Here is an 18,650-nt window from a genome sequence, read left to right on the forward strand (position 1 = left end):
AACATTAATAAGACAAACTATGTCGCACTACGCTAGTGCTTTAATCTTTTTTTTGGCATGATGCATTGAACTTAGTTTGAATAATGATAAATGGAACAAATGCGTTGGTTAGAGTTGCTTTCTGCAATTCGTTTAGGTAGTAAAAAAAGCAGTACAGAATTGGCTCGAAGCCCTTTCCATAAAGATTATGACAGAATTATTTTTTCCCAAAGCTTTCGACAACTGAATAGAAAAACACAGGTTCACCCGCTTACACAGCATGATGGTATTCATACTCGCCTTACCCATTCGCTTGAAGTCTCTTGTATTGGACGCTCATTGGGTATGCTCGCAGCCGAAAAAATCAAAGATGAATTACCAATGTGGATTTCACCTGCTGATGTTGGCGCGATTATCCAAGCGGCTTGCTTAGCACATGATATTGGCAATCCTCCCTTTGGTCACGCTGGCGAATATGCCATCCGTGAATGGTTTGATGATGCGTCACATCGAGATTTTTTAACAAAACTTACGCCAGAAGAAGAAGCCGACGTGCGTCAGTTTGAAGGCAATGCACAAGGTCTTCGTTTACTCAGTCGAATTGACTATCACCCCGATGATGGTGGGATGCGACTGACTTGTGCGACACTTGGCGCTTATTTAAAATATCCATGGCTTTCAAAAACGATTGATGAACAAGGTGATACGCCATCCCATCAACGTGCAAAGTTTGGATGTTACCAATCTGAAAAAGAAATCTTAAAACAGCTTGCGGAACAACTCGGTTTGATTCAGCTTGGTGACTATCATTATTGTCGTCATCCACTCACCTATCTATTAGAAGCAGCTGATGATATTTGCTATGCACTGATTGATTTAGAAGATGGCATCATTCTGAATATGTTGAATTATGCAGAAGTTGAACCAATTTTTCTTAATCTAATTGCAGACTATGGAACACCTGAAGAACTGCATTTACCGCATACCACATGGCAACAAAAAATCGCAGCTTTACGTGGGCGTGTAATGAAACGCTTAGTCGATGAAGTCACAACCGCTTTTGCAAAGCATCATTATGAGATCATCACAGGTCAGCTTAAAGGTAGCCTTCTACAATATTGCTCACCCGATATTGAAGCAGGTATTCAAACAGCAAAAAATCTTGCGCGTGATCGAATTTTTGAGCATCCACAAAAATCTGGTTTGGAGATTATTGCTCATCAAAGTTTGCAAACAATTTTAGATGCTTTTGTTCCATTAACGATGCCACATAAGACATTAAGCTTTAAAGAACAGCGATTGATGTCAATTTTGCAACATTCGGGCGTAAATCTGCAAAACAACCATTATAATAATATTATGCAAGTCTTAGATATTATTAGTAAGTTTTCTGACCATCAAGCGTATAGTTTGGCACAAGAGCTACAAGGCAATAAAGTTGGATTCTTCTAATGGATAGATTTATTGATCAAGGAATTTATAGCCTATCTCTTCTCAAACCTGAAATCTGGGTACATTGCCCATCTTGTCAGAAGCTTGCAAAAATTATCGAAATAAAGGATCGAGAATCAGAAACTGTAAAAGTCTTTTGTACTCAGTGTACCTATCGCAAAGCGTTACAGCATATTCGTATCCAAAGTTATGACTACATGAGTTATCACTTTAATTTGAATCAAAATATGACTGAATGGAGTGGTGCATGTGAAGTCGAAATCAATACAAAATGTACAATATGCAAGCAAGGAAAATACAAATACCTTCAGCAATATGCTCGTAAATCACTTATTCCAAGACAAATAACTGTAAGTTGTAATTTTTGCCTACGAGAAAATAAGTTTGATGACTCTGTCTATATTTTAAGGAAGGTCAGTTATTCTAAAGTTGGCTTTGATCCCTATTATTCATATTCATTATTTTTAAATATTGCTGTTCGGCAAGGTCAAATCTGTGCTTATAACCCAACACATTTGGGAATATTAAAAAGTTTTATACAAGCTGGGCTAAGAGAACGTAAACTTCCTAACTACAATCGTAGTTATTTCTCACGTCTACCTGCTTGGGTAAAATCTAGTCGAAATCGAAAAGAAATTCTAAAAGCCATTTTGCGTTTAGAACAAATGGCATCTACTATTCAACCATTAACAAATAAGTGAAAGACTCGATGATCGGATGTTTAATTGGCGAAGTGTTTGCCTTAGAAGCCCCAACAGTATTACTCAATGTAAATGGTGTGGGTTATGAAATCGACACACCTCTTTCGACATTTTGCCAATTACATAAAGGAGAGAAAGTCACACTATGGACGCATTTAGTTGTTCGGGAAGATGCTCAACAACTTTACGGTTTTATTGATTCGCAAGAGAAAACTATTTTCCGTACACTACTCAAAGTGAATGGTGTTGGGCCAAAAATGGCATTAGGAATTCTATCAACATTAAGTGTAGAACTACTCATCCATACGATTGAACACGATGATATTAATACACTCGTTAAAGTTCCGGGTGTTGGTAAAAAAACAGCTGAACGTTTAATGATTGAGCTACGAGATCGTTTCAAAGCATTGGCTCAAACCACAAACAGCACAACAAATACCACTGCAACTCAAATACAATTTATGGCAAATTCACCTGTTGCTGAAGCTGAAGCCGCTTTACAATCTTTAGGCTATAAACCTGCGGAAGCACAAAAAGCGGTTGCTGCCGTAAAAGCAGATCATACTGAATCTGCCGATATTATTCGTGCTGCGCTTAAATCAATGATGAAGTAACTTTATGCAAGATCGTCTTATTAGTGGAACAGAAAAACCTGAAGATCATTTTGATCGTGCCATTCGCCCAACATCTTTAGCTGATTATATTGGTCAGCCTATCGTTCGTGAGCAAATGGAAATCTTCATCGGTGCAGCTCGTGGTCGTGGCGAAGCGCTAGACCATACATTGATCTTTGGCCCACCAGGTTTAGGTAAAACGACACTCGCAAATATTATCGCACGTGAAATGGGTGGAAATCTTAAATCAACTTCTGGCCCTGTCTTAGAGCGTGCTGGTGATTTAGCAGCCATGCTGACCAATTTAGAAGAAGGTGATGTTTTATTTATTGATGAAATTCATCGTCTTTCACCTGTGATTGAAGAAATTCTCTATCCCGCAATGGAAGACTATCAGCTCGACATCATGATCGGTGAAGGTCCAGCGGCTCGCTCAATTAAGCTCGATTTACCGCCATTTACACTCGTTGCAGCAACGACTCGTGCAGGTCTACTCACCTCACCTTTACGTGATCGTTTTGGGATCGTACAACGTTTAGAGTTTTATTCTGTCGAAGATTTAACTCACATTGTCACACGTTCGGCAAACCTCATGGATGTACCTATTACTCATGATGGTTCAATGGAAATTGCACGACGCTCACGCGGTACACCACGTATTGCAAATCGTCTACTCCGTCGTGTCCGCGACTATGCCCAAGTTAAAGGCACTGGTGAAGTGACACAAGACATGGCTCAACGCGCTTTAGATATGCTCAATGTTGACAAAATGGGCTTAGATACCTTAGATCGACGCTATCTGAGTATGTTACTAGAGCGTTTTGAAGGTCGCCCGACAGGTGTTGAAGCATTAGCAGCAGCAATGGCTGAAGATAGCGGTACATTAGAAGATGTCATCGAACCTTATCTTATTCAACAAGGTTATGTGATGCGTACAGCCCGTGGTCGTATTGCCACCAATATGGCTTATTTACAATTTGGTATGACTCCCCCTGAATAATATAAAAACATTCTTAATAAAATACTTTCTATAATGAAGCAATTAAAATAATATACAGATTATTCTAATTGCTTCATTATTTTATTAAGGGTCGAAATGAAAAATAAGTTATTAACAACAACACTTTATAGTAGCATTGTATTATTAACAGCTTGCGGTGGTGGGAGTGATAGCAACAATAATGAAAACTCTTTTCAAAGCAAAGAAAAAGTAGACTACACCAAAGCAGAGACAATTGAATCAATTTATGAACCAATAACAAATTTATCTCAAGATCAAAACAACATCTTATTAATCGGTACTGAGTTTGCTGAAAGTCTCTATTACGGTATTTATGCTAATAATAACTTTAAATGTTCGGATGGATCTTATACAAAAAATAGCGATAAGAGCATTACATTTAATAAATGCTCATTTCTAGATTATGCCAACGACGACAGCATCATTACACAGTTACGAGTTATAACCATTTCTGGATCAGTAAACAGTAAAGAAACACTTTATACAGATTCAGGCCGTTATGAGACTACGCTAAAAAACTTCAAAATCACGCCATCAAATAATGATACTATTACTTATAATGGCAGTATTATCAGCAAATACAGTTATAACAATGCTCAATACCAAATTAAAAAAATGACTTTTAATGTTTTTGATAACGAAACAAAGGAATCGAACCAACTAATTGCTAACAACTATCAACTCAACGTAAATAATCTGACAGTAACTAGTCAAGGAAATGTCGAAGGAAATCCAGACAACAAAATCTTCTCTGTGAATTTCAAAAGTGATATTAGATTTGAAAACATTAATGATAAAATTGCTTTCTACCCTAATTCAGCAGATATCGTAATTGAAGATACGAATAATGTGAAAAATTCAATTAAGATTTCGAATACGAGCAATTACAAAGCGCTCATTCGAGCTTATGCCGATGGAATCACAGTGGCCGGATATCCTAAAACGATTGAATGGTCTGACTTAGAATAAAGATTATTTATTTCTTTTTGAAGAAGCCCTACTTGTTAGGGCTTTTTTTATCAGCACCAAGAATATGTTATTTATTACTATTTCTTTAGTCTCATCGAGATCTTATCATTCCCTCATTGCTCCCAGTACGAAACCAATAGGTAAAAGAAATGGCAAATCATTTTGAGTTCAATATTCGCGTTTATATCGAAGACACTGATGCAGGCGGTATCGTTTACCATGCCAACCATATCCGCTTCATGGAGCGTGCACGTACTGAATGGCTACGCGCAGCAGGTGTTGATCACTACTGGCATCAACAAGACTACAACTTCGTTGTTCATCAAATTCAAGTCAAATATGTACGCCCAATATTAATGGATGATTTAATTACCGTTACAGCACGTGTTATTTCGTGTAAAGCAGCATCATTTGTGTTGCAACAAAATATTTATCGTGGTGAAATCTTGCTGGCTTCAGGTGAGGTAACGTTGGCATGTTTGAATAAAGAATTAATGCCACGTAGACTACCTGAGGAAATTCGTGATCTGATTCAAAAAGAATTAGCACAGGACTAAAAATAAACTTTCGGCACAGCAACTTATGGCAACTAACCTAGAATCTTCCCTGCATATTTCTGATTTGATTTTACAAGCAAGCCCTGTTGTACAACTGGTTATGCTGATCTTATTACTCGCATCCATTTATAGCTGGTATTTAATTGCCAAATTGCATATGGGTTTCAAGAAAGCAGATCAAGAGGATGAACATTTTCAAAAAATGTTCTGGTCAGGTGCCGAATTAAATACGTTATATAACAATGCTCAACTCAACTCTAAACGTCGTGGTTTAGAAGATATCTTCTATCAAGGTTTAGGTGAGTTTTTCAAACTTCAAAAACGTAAAGCTGATACTAACCAAACCATTGAAGGTACTGAACGCATCCTTCGTGTTGGTTTAAGCCGCGATCAAGGTGGTTTAGAACAAGGCTTGGGTGCTCTCGCAAGTATCGGTTCAGTTGCCCCTTATATCGGTTTGTTTGGAACAGTTTGGGGCATTATGAATGCCTTTATCGGTCTGGCAGCCGTTGATCAAGTGACTTTAGCCACTGTTGCCCCTGGTATTGCAGAAGCTTTAATCGCAACCGCAATTGGTCTTTTTGCAGCAATTCCAGCAGTACTTGCATTTAACCATTTCACTGCAAAAGGCGAATCTATCTATTCTGATCGCGCATTATTTGCAGAAGAAATGGTTGCTCTTCTACAACGTCAGTCAATTGGAACGACACAGGAAGATGCATAATGGCAATTCAGCGCTCAGGACGTTTTGATCGTATCAAAAAACCACTTAAAAGTGATATGAACGTCGTTCCTTATATTGACGTCATGTTGGTGCTCCTTGTGATTTTCATGGTTACGGCACCAATGATCACCAGTGGAATCAAAGTAGATTTGCCACAAGCAAATAATCATCCTATCGAATCGAAAGATATGCCTGCAATGGTAACGATTGGAAAAGATGGAAATATTTATCTGCAGTATCAAGAATACAAGGATAGTGAACCCCTATCGCTAGAACAACTTGAAACAGTCCTAAGTGATGCTCAAAAGCAAGCTGAACAAGACAACAAACAACTAACCGTATTGGTAAATGGTGATAAAACACGCCCTTACGGCGAAGTTGTATCACTCATGGCAAGTTTGCAAGAAGCAGGTTTAACACAAGTTGGTTTACTCACAGAGCCATTAAAATAAGCTATGAAAAAAATTCAAGAGCCTCCATTTAAACAAAATGCGATTGCACTGGGTTTTACACTCAGTGTTCATGCGATCGCAATTGTTGGCTTGCTTTTTTTAGGCTTGAGCAAACCACCTGAACAGCCAAAGAAACTGACAACAGTTTTAGTAAAACCCGAAGATCTTCCTCAAATCAATGATGAACAAGCTTCTGCAGAAAACCAAGCAAATGAAGTGCAAAGTCAGATCGTCGATCAAACCTTGCCAGAAAATATTCCTGTCGTGCCGCCCAAACCAACGACTCAACAACCAAATTTGGAACAACAAAAAACTGAGCAAGAAAAGTTAGCAGAACAAAAACATAATGCTGATGAAGCTGCTCGTGCTAAAAAAATTGAAGAGCAACGCAAACTTGCTGAAGCTCAGGTACAAAAGCAACGTGATGAAGCAGAAGCCAAACAAAAGGCAGATGCTAAAGCCAAATCGGATGCAGATGCTAAACGCAGAGCTGATCAAAAAGCGGAAGCTGACGCTAAAGCACGCCAAAAAGCTGAACAAGATGCCAAATTGAAGCAGCAACAGAAAGCTGCAGAAAATGCAAAGTTACAAGCTCAGCAAGATGCCAAGCGCAAAGCCGATGCTGATGCTAAACGAAAAGCTGATGCGGATGCCAAAGCTAAGGCTGACGCAGAAGCTAAACGCAAAGCCGATGCAGAAGCTAAACGAAAAGCCGATGCAGAGGCCAAAGCTAAAGCTGATGCAGAAGAAAAAGCTGCTGCTGCGAAAAAAGCTGAACAAGATGCTGCACAGAAAAAAGCGGAAGCTAGACGAATTGCATCGACAGCAAAACAAGATTTTGAAAAGAAAATCTATCGTACTTGGAATATTCCAATGGGCTCATCTGGTCAGAAAGCTACAGCTCGTGTAACTCTTAATGATAGCGGTGCTGTTATGTCTGTTATTGTAAATTCATCAGATCCAGACATGAAAGCAAGTATTGAAGCTGCCGTTCGAGCCGCTGCTCCATATCCGATGCCTCAAGATCCAGATGCTCGACGTGAAGCAAGAAGCTTTACTTCAAGTTTCACAGCAAAATAGTAATGAATAGTTAACATGCTTCGTTTTTAATAGCCGAAAGCATGTTAAGTATGTTAAATAATCAACTGTCTCAAAACACCAGCTCAAGTAATTGTAATTATGGAAAATACGCGTAGACATCTTATTTCTTTGGCAGTTCTTACAGCGCTTAGCCTAACTGTACCAGCCACGACCTTTGCACAATTACACCTAGAAATTGCTAAGGCACCCGAACAAGCGCCAAAGATTGCAATCGTTCCTTTTGGTAATGACAATAATGCGCTCTATCCCATCATTGAAAACGACTTAAATCGCTCAGGTCGTTTTACAAGTGCATCACAAAATCTTCCCGCTACAGCACAACTCAATCAGATCCAAGCGGAAAATTGGCAAAGTGCTGGCGTTCCTTATGTTGTCGTTGGTCAACTTAAGCCGATTGCAGGCAATTCTTTTGAAGTCCATTACCAGCTATACGATGTACAAAAACGTCAATACTTACTCAACGAAGTTTTAACCGTACCAAATTCACGAGTCCGCCAAGCGGGTCACATGATCAGTGATGCAATTTATCAAGCATTAACGGGTATTGCAGGTGACTTCAGCGGCCGTATTGCTTATGTATTACGAAACCAAGCGACTCCAGCTCAACGTTATACATTACAAATTGCTGATACAGATGGTGAACAGCCGAAAACTGTACTTTCATCACGCGATCCTATTCTGTCACCGACATGGTCACCTGATGCCAAGAAAATTGCTTATGTCTCATTTGAAACCAAACGCCCTGCAATTTATATGCAAGATTTAGCAACGGGTGAAAGAGAGGTTTTAGCGAGTTTCCGTGGTTTGAACGGCGCACCAAGTTTCTCTCCAGATGGCAAGTCTATGCTCTTCACAGCATCTATGCATGGAAACCCAGAAATCTATCAAATGGATTTAGGAACTCGCCAAGTAAAACGAATGACTACGGACTCAGCGATTGATACTGAAGCACGTTACGCACCAGATGGAAAATCATTTATTTTTACCTCTGACCGTGGTGGCTCTCCACAAATTTATCGTTATAGTTTTGATGATGGATCAGTTAAACGACTTACATTCAAAGGTGCGTTCAATGCACGAGGTACATTGAGTGCTGATGGCAAAAAAATTGCACTTGTTCATCGACCTAGCGGCAGCAATTACAAAGTCGCGATTCAAGATATTAATACTGGCATCACAAATATCTTAACCCCAACAAGTCTGGACGAATCACCAAGTTTCTCACCAAATGGACAAATGGTGGTTTATGCAACGCGTGAAGGTAATCGTGGCCTGTTATCAATTATGTCAACAGATGGTCGTTTCCGTATGAACTTGCCAAGCGAACAAGGCGAAGTTCGTGAACCAGCTTGGGCACCAAAATAAATTCAATCTATTGGAGATTCAAATGAATATTAAATATTTAACACTTCCACTTATTGCTGCAACGCTTGTATTTACGGGATGTGCAAGTCGTAAACCAGCTGCTGAAATTACAACGGGTAATACACCAAATGGTTCAACTACTGTAAGCACAGAAGGTTTAAGCGAAGATGCTGCATTAAATGCACAAAATCTAGCAGGTGCATCTTCTAAAGGTGTTACTGCTGCAAATAAAGCATTTTTAGCTAAACGAGTTGTTCATTTCGACTATGATAGTAGTGATTTATCAAATGAAGACTATCAAACACTACAAGCACATGCTCAATTCTTAGTTGCAAATGCCAACTCAAAAGTTGCTTTAACAGGCCACACTGATGAACGTGGTACTCGTGAATACAATATGGCACTTGGTGAGCGTCGTGCAAAAGCTGTAGAAAGCTTCTTGATTACCAATGGTGTAAATCCACAGCAACTTGAAGCTGTGAGCTATGGTAAAGAAGCACCTGTTAATACAGGTCACAATGAAGCAGCTTGGAAAGAAAACCGTCGTGTGGAAATCAACTACGAAGCAGTACCACCATTATTAAAATAATAATGATTTAGCTTCAAATAAAAATGCTCACATATCGTGAGCATTTTTTATGTTTGAGATTCTGCATCATCTTTTTTATCAGATGGCTGCATCGACTCAATCATATCGTGTTTATTAAACTCTTTATATTCAGGTTTTGATTCGTACTCTTTCCACGCCTCTTGCACATTTTCTTTAGAAATCTTTTCTAAGCTAATTGGCTCACTTGGCGTTGGGGTAGCGTCAAAATTCTTAGTCGACATCTGTGCTCTCCAAACTTCCTGTCTAGTATGCGATCAACATAGCATGTAATCTGTCGCTTGTAATCATAAAAGCAACATAAATAAAGTAAGATAATTTTTATTTTCGAGCGTTCTCATCTAAAATAGCCGCATTCTTTTATCAATTTTTTGACGCGGCTAAATCGGAGCTATTCAATTATGTCAAACCTTACCTTGTCCCAATATCTAGAACAACAAAATGGGAATTTGACACCAGAGTTGGCACAAGTCATCGAAACAATTGCAGACACTTGTAAGACAATTGATCAGGCATTACAAAAAGGTGCCTTAGCAGGTATTTTAGGCAGCGCTGGTAACGAAAATGTTCAAGGCGAAACTCAAAAGAAATTAGATGTTATTTCTAATGATTATTTAATTGATGCTTTAAAAGTACATCCTCAAGTTGGCGGTTTAGCGTCTGAAGAATTAGATGATTTCACACCTGCACAAGAAAATGGTAAATACCTCGTGTTATTTGATCCATTAGATGGTTCAAGCAACATCGACATCAATATGTGTGTAGGCACAATCTTCTCAATCTTGCCAGCAAAGAATGCCGTAACGCAATCTACTGACTTCATGCAAGCAGGTACAGAACAAGTTGCTGCGGGTTACGTATTATACGGTCCATCAACAATGTTGGCACTTACTGTTGGTGCTGGCGTAGTGTTCTTTACATTAGATCCAGTCAAACAAACCTATCTACTAACCACCGAACAAGTTCAGGTGTCAGCTGATACACAAGAATTTGCGATTAATGCATCGAATCAACGCCATTGGGAAAACCCTGTAAAACGTTATATTGATGAACTTTTAGCAGGTAAAACTTCAGTTCGTGAAAAAGACTTTAATATGCGTTGGGTTGCATGTATGGTTGGCGATATTCACCGTATTTTGTGCCGTGGTGGTGTCTTCCTCTACCCTTACGATTTAAAAGACCCTAAAAAAGCAGGTCGTTTACGTTTAATGTATGAAGCAAACCCAATGAGTATGTTAATCGAACAAGCTGGTGGTGCTTCAACAACAGGTCGTGTTCGTATTATGGAAATCCAACCGACAGAATTACACCAACGCGTTCCTGTCATTATTGGTTCTAAAAATGAAGTTGAACGTGTGACAAGCTATCACTAATCCAATCAAAATTTGATACTCGGAAACATCATCCACAACCTACGATGTATCAAAAATTCAAATATTTCATAGACATGATGAGATATTTAAATGAATAAAATCGATAGGTTTTGTGGATGACTATGGTTTACCTACTTTTCTCTCAAGAAAAGTAGGTTTAACCGAAGGCTAACCCTTAAATAAGATGAGAACTTAGCCTGATACTGCTAAACCATCCTATTCATTGAGCCTATATTTATTAGACAAACTCTTATGGCCATTATTTTCCTAGAATCAAAAGACAATGCAAAAATCAAACATTTGCGTGGGCTGATCGAGCTGAATAGTGCCCGAAAGAAACATCAGCAAACCGTTCTAGAGGGTACTCACCTATGCCTAGCGTGGTTACAACAACAAAAGAAAATCTTTTCACTATTTACCACTGAACAAGCATTAGAAAATTCCGAGTTACAACAAGTCTTTGAGCTTCATCAAGGGCATATTTTCGTTATTAGTGAGGTTTTATATAAAGATTTAAGTACACTCGGTACAACATTACCTTGTTTGGCAATCATTGATTTACCACAGAATCCTGCACAAATTGATTTTACTCAAGACGCTTTAATTCTTGAAAATGTCCAAGATCCAGGCAACGTAGGCACGCTTTTACGCTCAGCCGCAGCAGCAAATATCAAACAAGTTATTTGCACACAAGGATCTGCATCACTTTGGTCACCGCGTGTATTGCGCGCAGGAATGGGCGCACACTTTAGCTTAGTCTGCTTTGAAAATATTCAACTTGAAGACATCCTTCCTCAATTTAAAATTCCAGTTTTTGTTACGAGTTCCCATCGTTCAACAAGCTTATATAGTAAGGACTTAACACAAGCTTGCGTATGGATTTTAGGAAATGAAGGACAAGGTGCAAGTAATTATGCCCTCGAACATGCCGAGGCTGTTGCGATTCCACAACCAGGCGGACAAGAATCTCTAAATGTTGCAATTGCTGGATCAATTTGCTTTTTTGAAATGGTTCGCCAACGTCAGTAAAACGTTAATTTATTTTAAATACGATTTTTTTACTGAGAAAATCAATTACACTACTAAAAATAATTGCTTAAGTTGTCAACGAATCCACCATTTTCAACGTTATATGGTTAATGAATTGGAAATAATGGTGGGTATCCATGACAGGATTTTCCATCTCTATGGATTTAGCACCGAAACAGGCTCGAACAGATAGCTGTACTGATCACAGTACTGTTGAACAACGTCTGCGTTTTTTTATGCAAGACGTCACTGGTCGTGCCCTAGTGATGATGGAAAGTGCAACGCAAGGACAACAAGGTATTGCAATGGATTTAGTCCAAGAAGCCTTTATTTCCTTACACAAATCATATTCTGATAAAAGTACAGAAGAATGGTATCCCCTTTTCTATACCATCCTTAATAACAAATTACAGGATTGGCGACGTAAAGAAGCGCGTCGAGCAAGCCCATTTTCTCTATTCAAAAAAGTGAGTTTAGATGACGACAATGAAATTATTGATGTCGTCGATGAATCCACTCCAAATCCATTTGAATTTCTCAATCAAGAAGTAACAATGGAAGAAATTCAGGTAGCGATTAACCAGCTACCAGTAAGACAACAGCAAGCTTTTATGTTGAGAGCTTGGGAAGGTTTTGATACATCTACCACAGCTCAAATCATGGATTGTAGTGAGGGCAGTGTAAAAACACACTATCATCGTGCAATTCAAGGACTCAGAATCGCTTTAGAGCATTTAAATCCACATGGAGGATCATCAGATGAATAAAGATGAGTTCACAAAAAAAGTGACTTCCAAGCTCGATCAACTTGAGAAAGAGCAATATCACAACAAAATGTTAGTGATGAATCATGTTCTTGATACTGTTCAAAAGAAACCAACGTCTTACTACAGTATTTGGAAAATGACTGGCTTTGCTTTTGCAGCAGCACTTATGGGTATTGTTGTATTACCTAGTTCATTGCAACTTGCTGATAAGCAACAGAATCAAGTGATCGTAAATCCAAAACTTTCACCACAAATGGTTGAAGATATGGAAATGTTAATGGCCTTTGGTGAAGATAGAGTTCCTCATGGCAGCTAAAAGAATTGCTCTTGTTGTATGCACACTCAGCCTGCTACAAACCAGTTTTGCTAGTTCAGAGCGTTTTTGGGTTTTTTCTAAACCTAATAAACCAACAACTGAAGAAGCTTGGGATGATCTCTCGCCTGAAGAACAACGTGTATTGATTCAACGCTATCAAACACTAAAAGAAATTCCGACAAATCAAAGCACTCAACTCCAACAAAGAATGGAGTGGTTTACTCAACTGCCAGAAAATGAAAAACAAAAAATGCGTGACGTTTGGCAAAAAATGAGCACCCAAGAACGTAATACATTGCGCAAAAGAATGCAGAATGCCAGTGTTGAAGAAAGATTAAACATCCGAGAAGAATACTTAAGCAAATATTCTGAACATTGATTTCAAAAATTAAATTTAAAATATAAAAATAGCGCCTTTCGGCGCTATTTTATTGAATCAAATTTCATTTTTTCATTCGGCGATAACCCAGCAATCCAAATAGTCCAAGTAAAGAAAGCCACCCCATACTTCCCCCGCCACTACTTGCATTACGAGTATCATCTGTTGTTGTTGCTGTACTAATGATATTTACAGTGCCAACATTAGAAATAGCAGGTGTACTATCATTATCGTAAACTTGGTAATTAAATGAGTAATTGAACGGGTTAAAGTTATTTGACTCTTGAATATAAATATTACCGCCATAACAGGTTTCTTTATCATCTGGAGCAGGACAAGCACCCTGACGATCTGCAGTAACAATAATATTCTTACTCGGTACATTTGTTAAACGAATTGGTAATTCAATACCCTCTTCATTTATCCAAAAAGCTGATTTATTTGGATTATTATCTGGACCATTTCCACCCTCCCCCGTATCACCATCATCGTTAGCATATTTCAATAAATTCAAAGCAATTTTTTGATTTTGTTGATACTTTAAAGTTACCGAGGTATCTTCTACTTCAGGCGCAATATTAGTAAATGCGGCTTTAATTAACCCCGATGATTTTACTGTTGGATTAGCTATTGACTGAATAGTATACTTACAAAACACTTTATCGCCAGCTTGAGTAATTGTGTCATCTTTACGATAAATAATGATTTGCCCAAGATCTTGATTCCAAGAACAAACTAAATTTTCATCTGGCTGTACGCTAGTAACGGCATCATTAATTTGACCAACCCCTAATGCCTCAGTCGTAACATTATACAAAGTTTTATCAAAAAATTGGATCTTATGTGTACCATCTGATTGTATTAACTCTTCCGGTAGAGGTAACTGATATTTCTTTAAATCAACATAAATTGCACGATAATGCAGGTTATTCTTTGTACTGTCATAGAGATTTTTATTGATTTCTAAATTATCTTTATCCGATGTTGTAAGCAATGGATCGTCTGGATTTTCTATTAGATATTCATAGTTTTCAATTTGCTGTTTATAACCATCAACCAAACCTTTAATAGATACATTCGACAGATCTTCTAGATCACCAGCTGTAAACTTCATTAACTCTACTGAACCAATATCACAACTATTTCGGGCATCTGGATCATAATAAAGAGTACCATCTGCAATACGTGCTATCCCTCGTTGATCATTTGTACTACAACCATCCGCACCTACTGTGCTCACATCAACTAAATCTGTTTCAGTTTTATTATTCTTTGGATAGTACAGTGGTAAGAAAGAAGTATTTTCTGTTTCGGGCTGTAGAGCACTTAATAAAGTTCCCATACTTTGTGTACTAATATCAAGATTAGTATGGTCTTCAGGAAGTGCTTCTTTTGGTAAATCACATTTATTATTACTTGCGCTTAAAGCAAAAGCATTATAAGCAAGTAACATATTAACATTTTCTTGATCCTCAGCAGCACCTAGCAAATAACGACACGCATAACTACTATTATTAAAAGATAAGACATTGAAACCTAATGCTTTTAAGCCTAATTTATCATAGAGAAAAACTGTGTTCGCTTGGTTCTCAACGACCGTATTACTCGTCATCACTAAGCTACTATTACCACTCAGAATACTTGAAGAATTATCTGTAGCACTTCCAGCCTTAGTATCACCACTAAACTTAATTATTGTTCCAGTTGCACTATTTGCCTTGTTTTGAGCTATAGTATTTGTAGTTAAATTAACTGTTGGTTCCCCACAAAAATCGAACACGCTACCTGAAGATGTTGAACCATTTGCAATAATGCTACTTGCAGAGAAAGTAATCTCACGCTTTGAGTACACGTTGTCATTGAAACAACTCATACCCAAAACACTTCCAAATGGAGATTGATTCGCCTTAATTACAGAGTTTGCGACAGATAACCCCGCTGTTGGGCCAGCAAGAAAAATTGCCCCCCCAGCAACCGCGGCCTGAGAAGAAAGAATTTGTACATTATTCAGACTTATATCTGCCCCTGCATAAATTGCCCCACCACGATCAGAGGTTTTGCCACCTTTAAGGGTAAGGTTATTTAAAAACAATCCTCTTCCACCAATCGTTGTATTGAAAATACGAGAATTATTATTCCCATCAATCACTGTTTTAATTGCAGTTTGAGCTGGGTAACGATTAGTAATTGCACTTTTTTTCTCCCAATCCAAAGGGCTAGCACCATAAACAGTAACAGTAACATTAGGAACCAGCTCACTTTTTAATGTATATGTACCTGCCTCAAGTTGAATTTGTTTTGTTGTACTAGAAGAAATATCACTAATACTACAGCCACCATAGGACTTTCTTATTTCAGCAGCTTTTAGTGCTTCTCGTAATGAGCAAGCATTCGTATTTTCTCCATCTTCATCAGCAAAAGTAGTAACCTTAATAATATCGGTGCTTGTTGCAGCAATTAATGGCATTGATGCAACAACCATCGTAGCCAAAATTCCTTTTTTATAATTTTTCATCTTTAAACTCATCCTTGTTCAAGCTCTGAAACGGCGTAAACCAATTAACCCAAACAACATTAAAATTGCTGGAAAACCAAAACTTCCTCCACCAACATTGACTGTTTTACTTTCGAAATTATTTGGCGGGTCTTGAACAATCGTTGTAGGGATCGTGATGTAATAATTTGAAACATCATTGAAACGAGTTGTAGTTGTTATAATACGCAAATTGAATTTATCAGCACCATGCCAATTGCTATTCGGTGTATAAATAACATTACCCTCTTGATCAAGCGTTAATTTACCTTTTGATACAGTTTGAGTCTGCTGAATCTCTAAACAACCTGGTTGCCAAGATTGGCCATCTGAGCGTTTCCCCAAAATTTTCTCACATGAAGCAATATCTAATAACTCCCCATCTAAAAAGCTATCTGCAATATTAAATTTAGCTGTTTCTCCGTATAAAATATCTTGTCCAGCAACAGGTATTTCACTACGATTAATAACTAGCTCAATAGCTCCTAGATCACAAAGTTCATCATAACCGCTTCGAGTTTTCCCACGTTGATCACTTGCCTCACAACTTGCCAATCCTATTGAACTACCATCACTGTAAATTCGACCTTTATTCACAATAAGTGAGTCAGATAGTCGAATATATGACATTAATAGTCGGGGTTTAAAGTATCCAAGCATTTGATCTTTAGGAGTGTAGTATGGACATAATAGACCATTTGCTGGTGGGGCATCACAAGTTCCCTCATCGTCTACACCACCAGCTATTAATTTATGTTCGGGTTTACTCTTATCCCAAATAATATTTGGTCTTTCCGTTGGGGCATTACGATTACAATCTAATTCGGTTAAATTACTCTGTACTATCGATTCATCATTTGCTGAAGCTACGCAGTTTTTACCATCATTATCCACTAAAACACTATTTGAAATATTAGCACTTGGTAATTTCTCTGTAGTTGTTTCGCCATTGGTTGTAGATGTATATGTCCACTTAGGTGCTTGCAAATAGAGACCAGCAGCATTCTTAATCATAGTAATATTATTAAGAATCATGCCCTCTCGTACATTTGCAACATATCCACCCTTATTATGAAAAATTGTTGTGTTTCGCAAACCCGCAATACGTGTAGCGAGTGCTGTTCCAGTCGTAGTATCAGTAAATCCTGTTTGTGAATATAATAAAGCACCATCTGGTGTTGTAGCAGTGCCTTCGTTATCTCTAATGACTGATTGCGAAATTAAATAACGAGGCATTTCACTATAAATCACAGCACCTTGATCAGCCTTATTTTTTTCTATAATACTATTATTAAAACTTACGTATCCTGCTGTTTTTCGTTCATCTGACAAAATACCAGCATTATAAACAGCCCCACCTCGCGCAGCGTAGCCAGAAGATAATCTTGAATATACAATATTTAATGCCTCACGATTATAAATCAATCCACCATCGTTTAACTTACTTGATGAACCCTTAAGATTTAACTCATTAAATGTAACTAAAATAAGGTCTTTTTCTACACTGCCATCATCAATAAAGAACAATCGATCATTACCAACCATTTTCAATGTAGCATTATTTAATCCTTTTTTATTATCATTAAACTCACCACTACTTGCCACAGTAATAGTCATTGCTGCTTTAAGCTGTAATGAGCTATTTAAAGTATATTCTTTATCACGCTGCAAAATAATTGTAGATGAAGCATCTTTATCTCCACAACCATGATATCCATTTTCATATTCGGTCTGAGTTCTGTTATTTAAAAAGAATACGGCTTCACGTAATGAACAAACAGTATCATCTTTATCTTCATCAACTAATGTTGTAACTTGAATATCTGCAGAATATACATGTCCAGTAATCGCAAATAAAGCACAGGCAAGCGTCCGCTTGAGCATACCGATCTCCTTCTATTTTTCATTTTTCTTCGTATTGCAAACTAATTATTTGCAACCACAATCCTTTGTGCGTACTTTGTCACAGCTCTCGAAATTACTCAAGAAATTTTGTGCTATTGGCGATATTCATCAATTAATGCATAAATTTGCTTAAGTGTTGTATTTGAAAGCTTTGTTTTTTCGCCCTTCAACATTTTTTCGAGCTGCGCAAGAGTTTGTAATAAAATAGAGGCTTGGTGTGGGCCATTCAATAATAAATAATCAATGATTTGTTGATCAAAATGAATACCTCGACGGGTCATCACAGATTGAAGCAATGCTTGTCGATCAGTAAAAGAACTACCGTTGGGTACTTTAACACTCACAGCCTGCGTTAACCTTGACTGTAAATCTGGTAATTCTAGCTTTAACTCAATGGGAGCAACGCGAGAAGAAAAAACGAGTTGGCCTTCGTGATTATTCATTAAATGAAAAACAGCTTTTTGCCAATGTGGAACACCACTGATTGCATCAATATCATCTAAAGCAACTAAATCATAAAACTCTAATGAGGTAATCGCTTCAATAGGAGCATCTAATAACTCTAATAAAGATACCTTGATTGCTGGGCGTCCTAATTCAAGATAAGAGTCACAAATTGCTGATAGTAAATGACTTTTCCCTGTTCCAGCCCCACCATAAATATAAAAACGACTGACTAAGCCTGCATGTAACTGCCTAATCGCATCAACTACAGGCCCCCAACCTGGCCCCGAAAAATCACTGATTCGAGCATCCAGTTGGGGTTCAATATCCAGTTGGAGTTGACGCATATATGTCGTATTTTC

At 37.9% G+C, this 18,650-nt stretch carries 20 protein-coding genes; 16 read left to right on the forward strand and 4 right to left on the reverse strand.

Features of this window, described 5'->3' with window-relative positions; all coding sequences use genetic code 11:
- Positions 1–90 precede the first annotated feature (90 nt).
- The 11 genes from ACT4_RS08850 (at position 91) to pal (ending at position 9,524) form a co-directional block, all read left to right on the forward strand.
- Positions 91–1,431 carry a deoxyguanosinetriphosphate triphosphohydrolase gene (locus ACT4_RS08850; RefSeq protein WP_004878490.1) on the forward strand — a complete coding sequence of 447 codons (1,341 nt, stop codon included), beginning with the start codon at positions 91–93 and terminating at the stop codon, positions 1,429–1,431.
- Entirely contained in the window at positions 1,431–2,132 is a 702-nt protein-coding gene (locus tag ACT4_RS08855) for a hypothetical protein (protein WP_007481504.1), read from the forward strand. Before ACT4_RS08850 ends, ACT4_RS08855 begins: the two co-directional genes overlap by 1 nt.
- A gap of 8 nt (positions 2,133–2,140) precedes the next feature.
- Positions 2,141–2,746, forward strand: a complete 606-nt coding sequence (gene ruvA, locus ACT4_RS08860; protein WP_007481506.1) for a Holliday junction branch migration protein RuvA — start codon at positions 2,141–2,143, stop codon at positions 2,744–2,746.
- A gap of 4 nt (positions 2,747–2,750) precedes the next feature.
- Positions 2,751–3,746 carry a Holliday junction branch migration DNA helicase RuvB gene (ruvB, locus tag ACT4_RS08865; protein ID WP_007481508.1) on the forward strand — a complete coding sequence of 332 codons (996 nt, stop codon included), beginning with the start codon at positions 2,751–2,753 and terminating at the stop codon, positions 3,744–3,746.
- Between the two features lie 96 nt (positions 3,747–3,842).
- Positions 3,843–4,736, forward strand: coding sequence for a hypothetical protein (locus ACT4_RS08870; protein WP_007481509.1), 894 nt, complete (start codon positions 3,843–3,845; stop codon positions 4,734–4,736).
- A gap of 149 nt (positions 4,737–4,885) precedes the next feature.
- Positions 4,886–5,293, forward strand: coding sequence for a tol-pal system-associated acyl-CoA thioesterase (gene ybgC, locus ACT4_RS08875; protein ID WP_004878485.1), 408 nt, complete (start codon positions 4,886–4,888; stop codon positions 5,291–5,293).
- 25 nt (positions 5,294–5,318) lie between these two features.
- Positions 5,319–6,017, forward strand: coding sequence for a protein TolQ (gene tolQ / locus ACT4_RS08880; RefSeq protein WP_007481512.1), 699 nt, complete (start codon positions 5,319–5,321; stop codon positions 6,015–6,017).
- Positions 6,017–6,469, forward strand: coding sequence for a protein TolR (gene tolR / locus ACT4_RS08885; RefSeq protein WP_007481514.1), 453 nt, complete (start codon positions 6,017–6,019; stop codon positions 6,467–6,469). The genes tolQ and tolR overlap by 1 nt, the downstream gene beginning before the upstream one ends.
- A gap of 3 nt (positions 6,470–6,472) precedes the next feature.
- Positions 6,473–7,549, forward strand: coding sequence for a cell envelope integrity protein TolA (tolA, locus tag ACT4_RS08890; RefSeq protein WP_007481517.1), 1,077 nt, complete (start codon positions 6,473–6,475; stop codon positions 7,547–7,549).
- A gap of 99 nt (positions 7,550–7,648) precedes the next feature.
- Positions 7,649–8,935 carry a Tol-Pal system beta propeller repeat protein TolB gene (tolB, locus tag ACT4_RS08895; protein ID WP_007481519.1) on the forward strand — a complete coding sequence of 429 codons (1,287 nt, stop codon included), beginning with the start codon at positions 7,649–7,651 and terminating at the stop codon, positions 8,933–8,935.
- 22 nt (positions 8,936–8,957) lie between these two features.
- Positions 8,958–9,524: a peptidoglycan-associated lipoprotein Pal gene (gene pal, locus ACT4_RS08900; RefSeq protein WP_004878480.1), complete on the forward strand. Its 567-nt coding sequence runs from the start codon at positions 8,958–8,960 to the stop codon at positions 9,522–9,524.
- Positions 9,525–9,571: 47 nt separating this feature from the next.
- Here the strand turns inward: pal and ACT4_RS08905 are convergent, their stop codons facing one another.
- Positions 9,572–9,766, reverse strand: a complete 195-nt coding sequence (locus ACT4_RS08905; protein ID WP_007481521.1) for an NF038105 family protein — start codon at positions 9,764–9,766, stop codon at positions 9,572–9,574.
- A 177-nt stretch (positions 9,767–9,943) separates the two neighbouring features.
- Between ACT4_RS08905 and ACT4_RS08910 the strand changes: the two genes are divergently transcribed.
- The 5 genes from ACT4_RS08910 to ACT4_RS08930 all read left to right on the forward strand — a co-directional run bounded on the left by ACT4_RS08910 (position 9,944) and on the right by ACT4_RS08930 (position 13,406).
- Entirely contained in the window at positions 9,944–10,915 is a 972-nt protein-coding gene (locus tag ACT4_RS08910; protein ID WP_007481522.1) for a class 1 fructose-bisphosphatase, read from the forward strand.
- Between the two features lie 252 nt (positions 10,916–11,167).
- Positions 11,168–11,944: an RNA methyltransferase gene (locus ACT4_RS08915; RefSeq protein WP_007481523.1), complete on the forward strand. Its 777-nt coding sequence runs from the start codon at positions 11,168–11,170 to the stop codon at positions 11,942–11,944.
- A 158-nt stretch (positions 11,945–12,102) separates the two neighbouring features.
- On the forward strand, positions 12,103–12,711 hold the full coding sequence (locus ACT4_RS08920) for an RNA polymerase sigma factor (RefSeq protein WP_007481524.1): 609 nt from the start codon (positions 12,103–12,105) through the stop codon (positions 12,709–12,711).
- On the forward strand, positions 12,704–13,027 hold the full coding sequence (locus tag ACT4_RS08925) for a hypothetical protein (protein WP_004878474.1): 324 nt from the start codon (positions 12,704–12,706) through the stop codon (positions 13,025–13,027). The genes ACT4_RS08920 and ACT4_RS08925 overlap by 8 nt, the downstream gene beginning before the upstream one ends.
- Complete coding sequence (locus ACT4_RS08930) at positions 13,017–13,406, forward strand: DUF3106 domain-containing protein (RefSeq protein ID WP_004878473.1); 390 nt, start codon at positions 13,017–13,019, stop codon at positions 13,404–13,406. The genes ACT4_RS08925 and ACT4_RS08930 overlap by 11 nt, the downstream gene beginning before the upstream one ends.
- 64 nt (positions 13,407–13,470) lie before the next feature.
- Here the strand turns inward: ACT4_RS08930 and ACT4_RS08935 are convergent, their stop codons facing one another.
- The 3 genes from ACT4_RS08935 to hda all read right to left on the reverse strand — a co-directional run bounded on the left by ACT4_RS08935 (position 13,471) and on the right by hda (position 18,635).
- Entirely contained in the window at positions 13,471–15,921 is a 2,451-nt protein-coding gene (locus tag ACT4_RS08935) for a CSLREA domain-containing protein (RefSeq protein WP_007481525.1), read from the reverse strand.
- Between the two features lie 18 nt (positions 15,922–15,939).
- Positions 15,940–17,823 carry a rhombotarget A gene (rbtA, locus tag ACT4_RS08940; protein WP_007481526.1) on the reverse strand — a complete coding sequence of 628 codons (1,884 nt, stop codon included), beginning with the start codon at positions 17,821–17,823 and terminating at the stop codon, positions 15,940–15,942.
- Positions 17,824–17,936: 113 nt separating this feature from the next.
- Complete coding sequence (gene hda / locus ACT4_RS08945) at positions 17,937–18,635, reverse strand: DnaA regulatory inactivator Hda (RefSeq protein WP_007481527.1); 699 nt, start codon at positions 18,633–18,635, stop codon at positions 17,937–17,939.
- Between the last annotated feature and the right edge of the window lie 15 nt (positions 18,636–18,650).

It is taken from the genome of Acinetobacter sp. NBRC 100985 (genome assembly GCF_000241225.1).
Classification (GTDB): domain Bacteria; phylum Pseudomonadota; class Gammaproteobacteria; order Pseudomonadales; family Moraxellaceae; genus Acinetobacter; species Acinetobacter venetianus.

Bases quoted from the DNA above. Each gene is read 5' to 3' on its own strand.
- ACT4_RS08850 (WP_004878490.1), top strand. From the start codon at position 91: ATGGAACAAATGCGTTGGTTAGAGTTGCTTTCTGCAATTCGTTTAGGT.
- ACT4_RS08855 (WP_007481504.1), top strand. From the start codon at position 1,431: ATGGATAGATTTATTGATCAAGGAATTTATAGCCTATCTCTTCTCAAA.
- ruvA (WP_007481506.1), top strand. From the start codon at position 2,141: ATGATCGGATGTTTAATTGGCGAAGTGTTTGCCTTAGAAGCCCCAACA.
- ruvB (WP_007481508.1), top strand. From the start codon at position 2,751: ATGCAAGATCGTCTTATTAGTGGAACAGAAAAACCTGAAGATCATTTT.
- ACT4_RS08870 (WP_007481509.1), top strand. From the start codon at position 3,843: ATGAAAAATAAGTTATTAACAACAACACTTTATAGTAGCATTGTATTA.
- ybgC (WP_004878485.1), top strand. From the start codon at position 4,886: ATGGCAAATCATTTTGAGTTCAATATTCGCGTTTATATCGAAGACACT.
- tolQ (WP_007481512.1), top strand. From the start codon at position 5,319: ATGGCAACTAACCTAGAATCTTCCCTGCATATTTCTGATTTGATTTTA.
- tolR (WP_007481514.1), top strand. From the start codon at position 6,017: ATGGCAATTCAGCGCTCAGGACGTTTTGATCGTATCAAAAAACCACTT.
- tolA (WP_007481517.1), top strand. From the start codon at position 6,473: ATGAAAAAAATTCAAGAGCCTCCATTTAAACAAAATGCGATTGCACTG.
- tolB (WP_007481519.1), top strand. From the start codon at position 7,649: ATGGAAAATACGCGTAGACATCTTATTTCTTTGGCAGTTCTTACAGCG.
- pal (WP_004878480.1), top strand. From the start codon at position 8,958: ATGAATATTAAATATTTAACACTTCCACTTATTGCTGCAACGCTTGTA.
- ACT4_RS08905 (WP_007481521.1), bottom strand. From the start codon at position 9,766: ATGTCGACTAAGAATTTTGACGCTACCCCAACGCCAAGTGAGCCAATT.
- ACT4_RS08910 (WP_007481522.1), top strand. From the start codon at position 9,944: ATGTCAAACCTTACCTTGTCCCAATATCTAGAACAACAAAATGGGAAT.
- ACT4_RS08915 (WP_007481523.1), top strand. From the start codon at position 11,168: ATGGCCATTATTTTCCTAGAATCAAAAGACAATGCAAAAATCAAACAT.
- ACT4_RS08920 (WP_007481524.1), top strand. From the start codon at position 12,103: ATGGATTTAGCACCGAAACAGGCTCGAACAGATAGCTGTACTGATCAC.
- ACT4_RS08925 (WP_004878474.1), top strand. From the start codon at position 12,704: ATGAATAAAGATGAGTTCACAAAAAAAGTGACTTCCAAGCTCGATCAA.
- ACT4_RS08930 (WP_004878473.1), top strand. From the start codon at position 13,017: ATGGCAGCTAAAAGAATTGCTCTTGTTGTATGCACACTCAGCCTGCTA.
- ACT4_RS08935 (WP_007481525.1), bottom strand. From the start codon at position 15,921: ATGAAAAATTATAAAAAAGGAATTTTGGCTACGATGGTTGTTGCATCA.
- rbtA (WP_007481526.1), bottom strand. From the start codon at position 17,823: ATGCTCAAGCGGACGCTTGCCTGTGCTTTATTTGCGATTACTGGACAT.
- hda (WP_007481527.1), bottom strand. From the start codon at position 18,635: ATGCGTCAACTCCAACTGGATATTGAACCCCAACTGGATGCTCGAATC.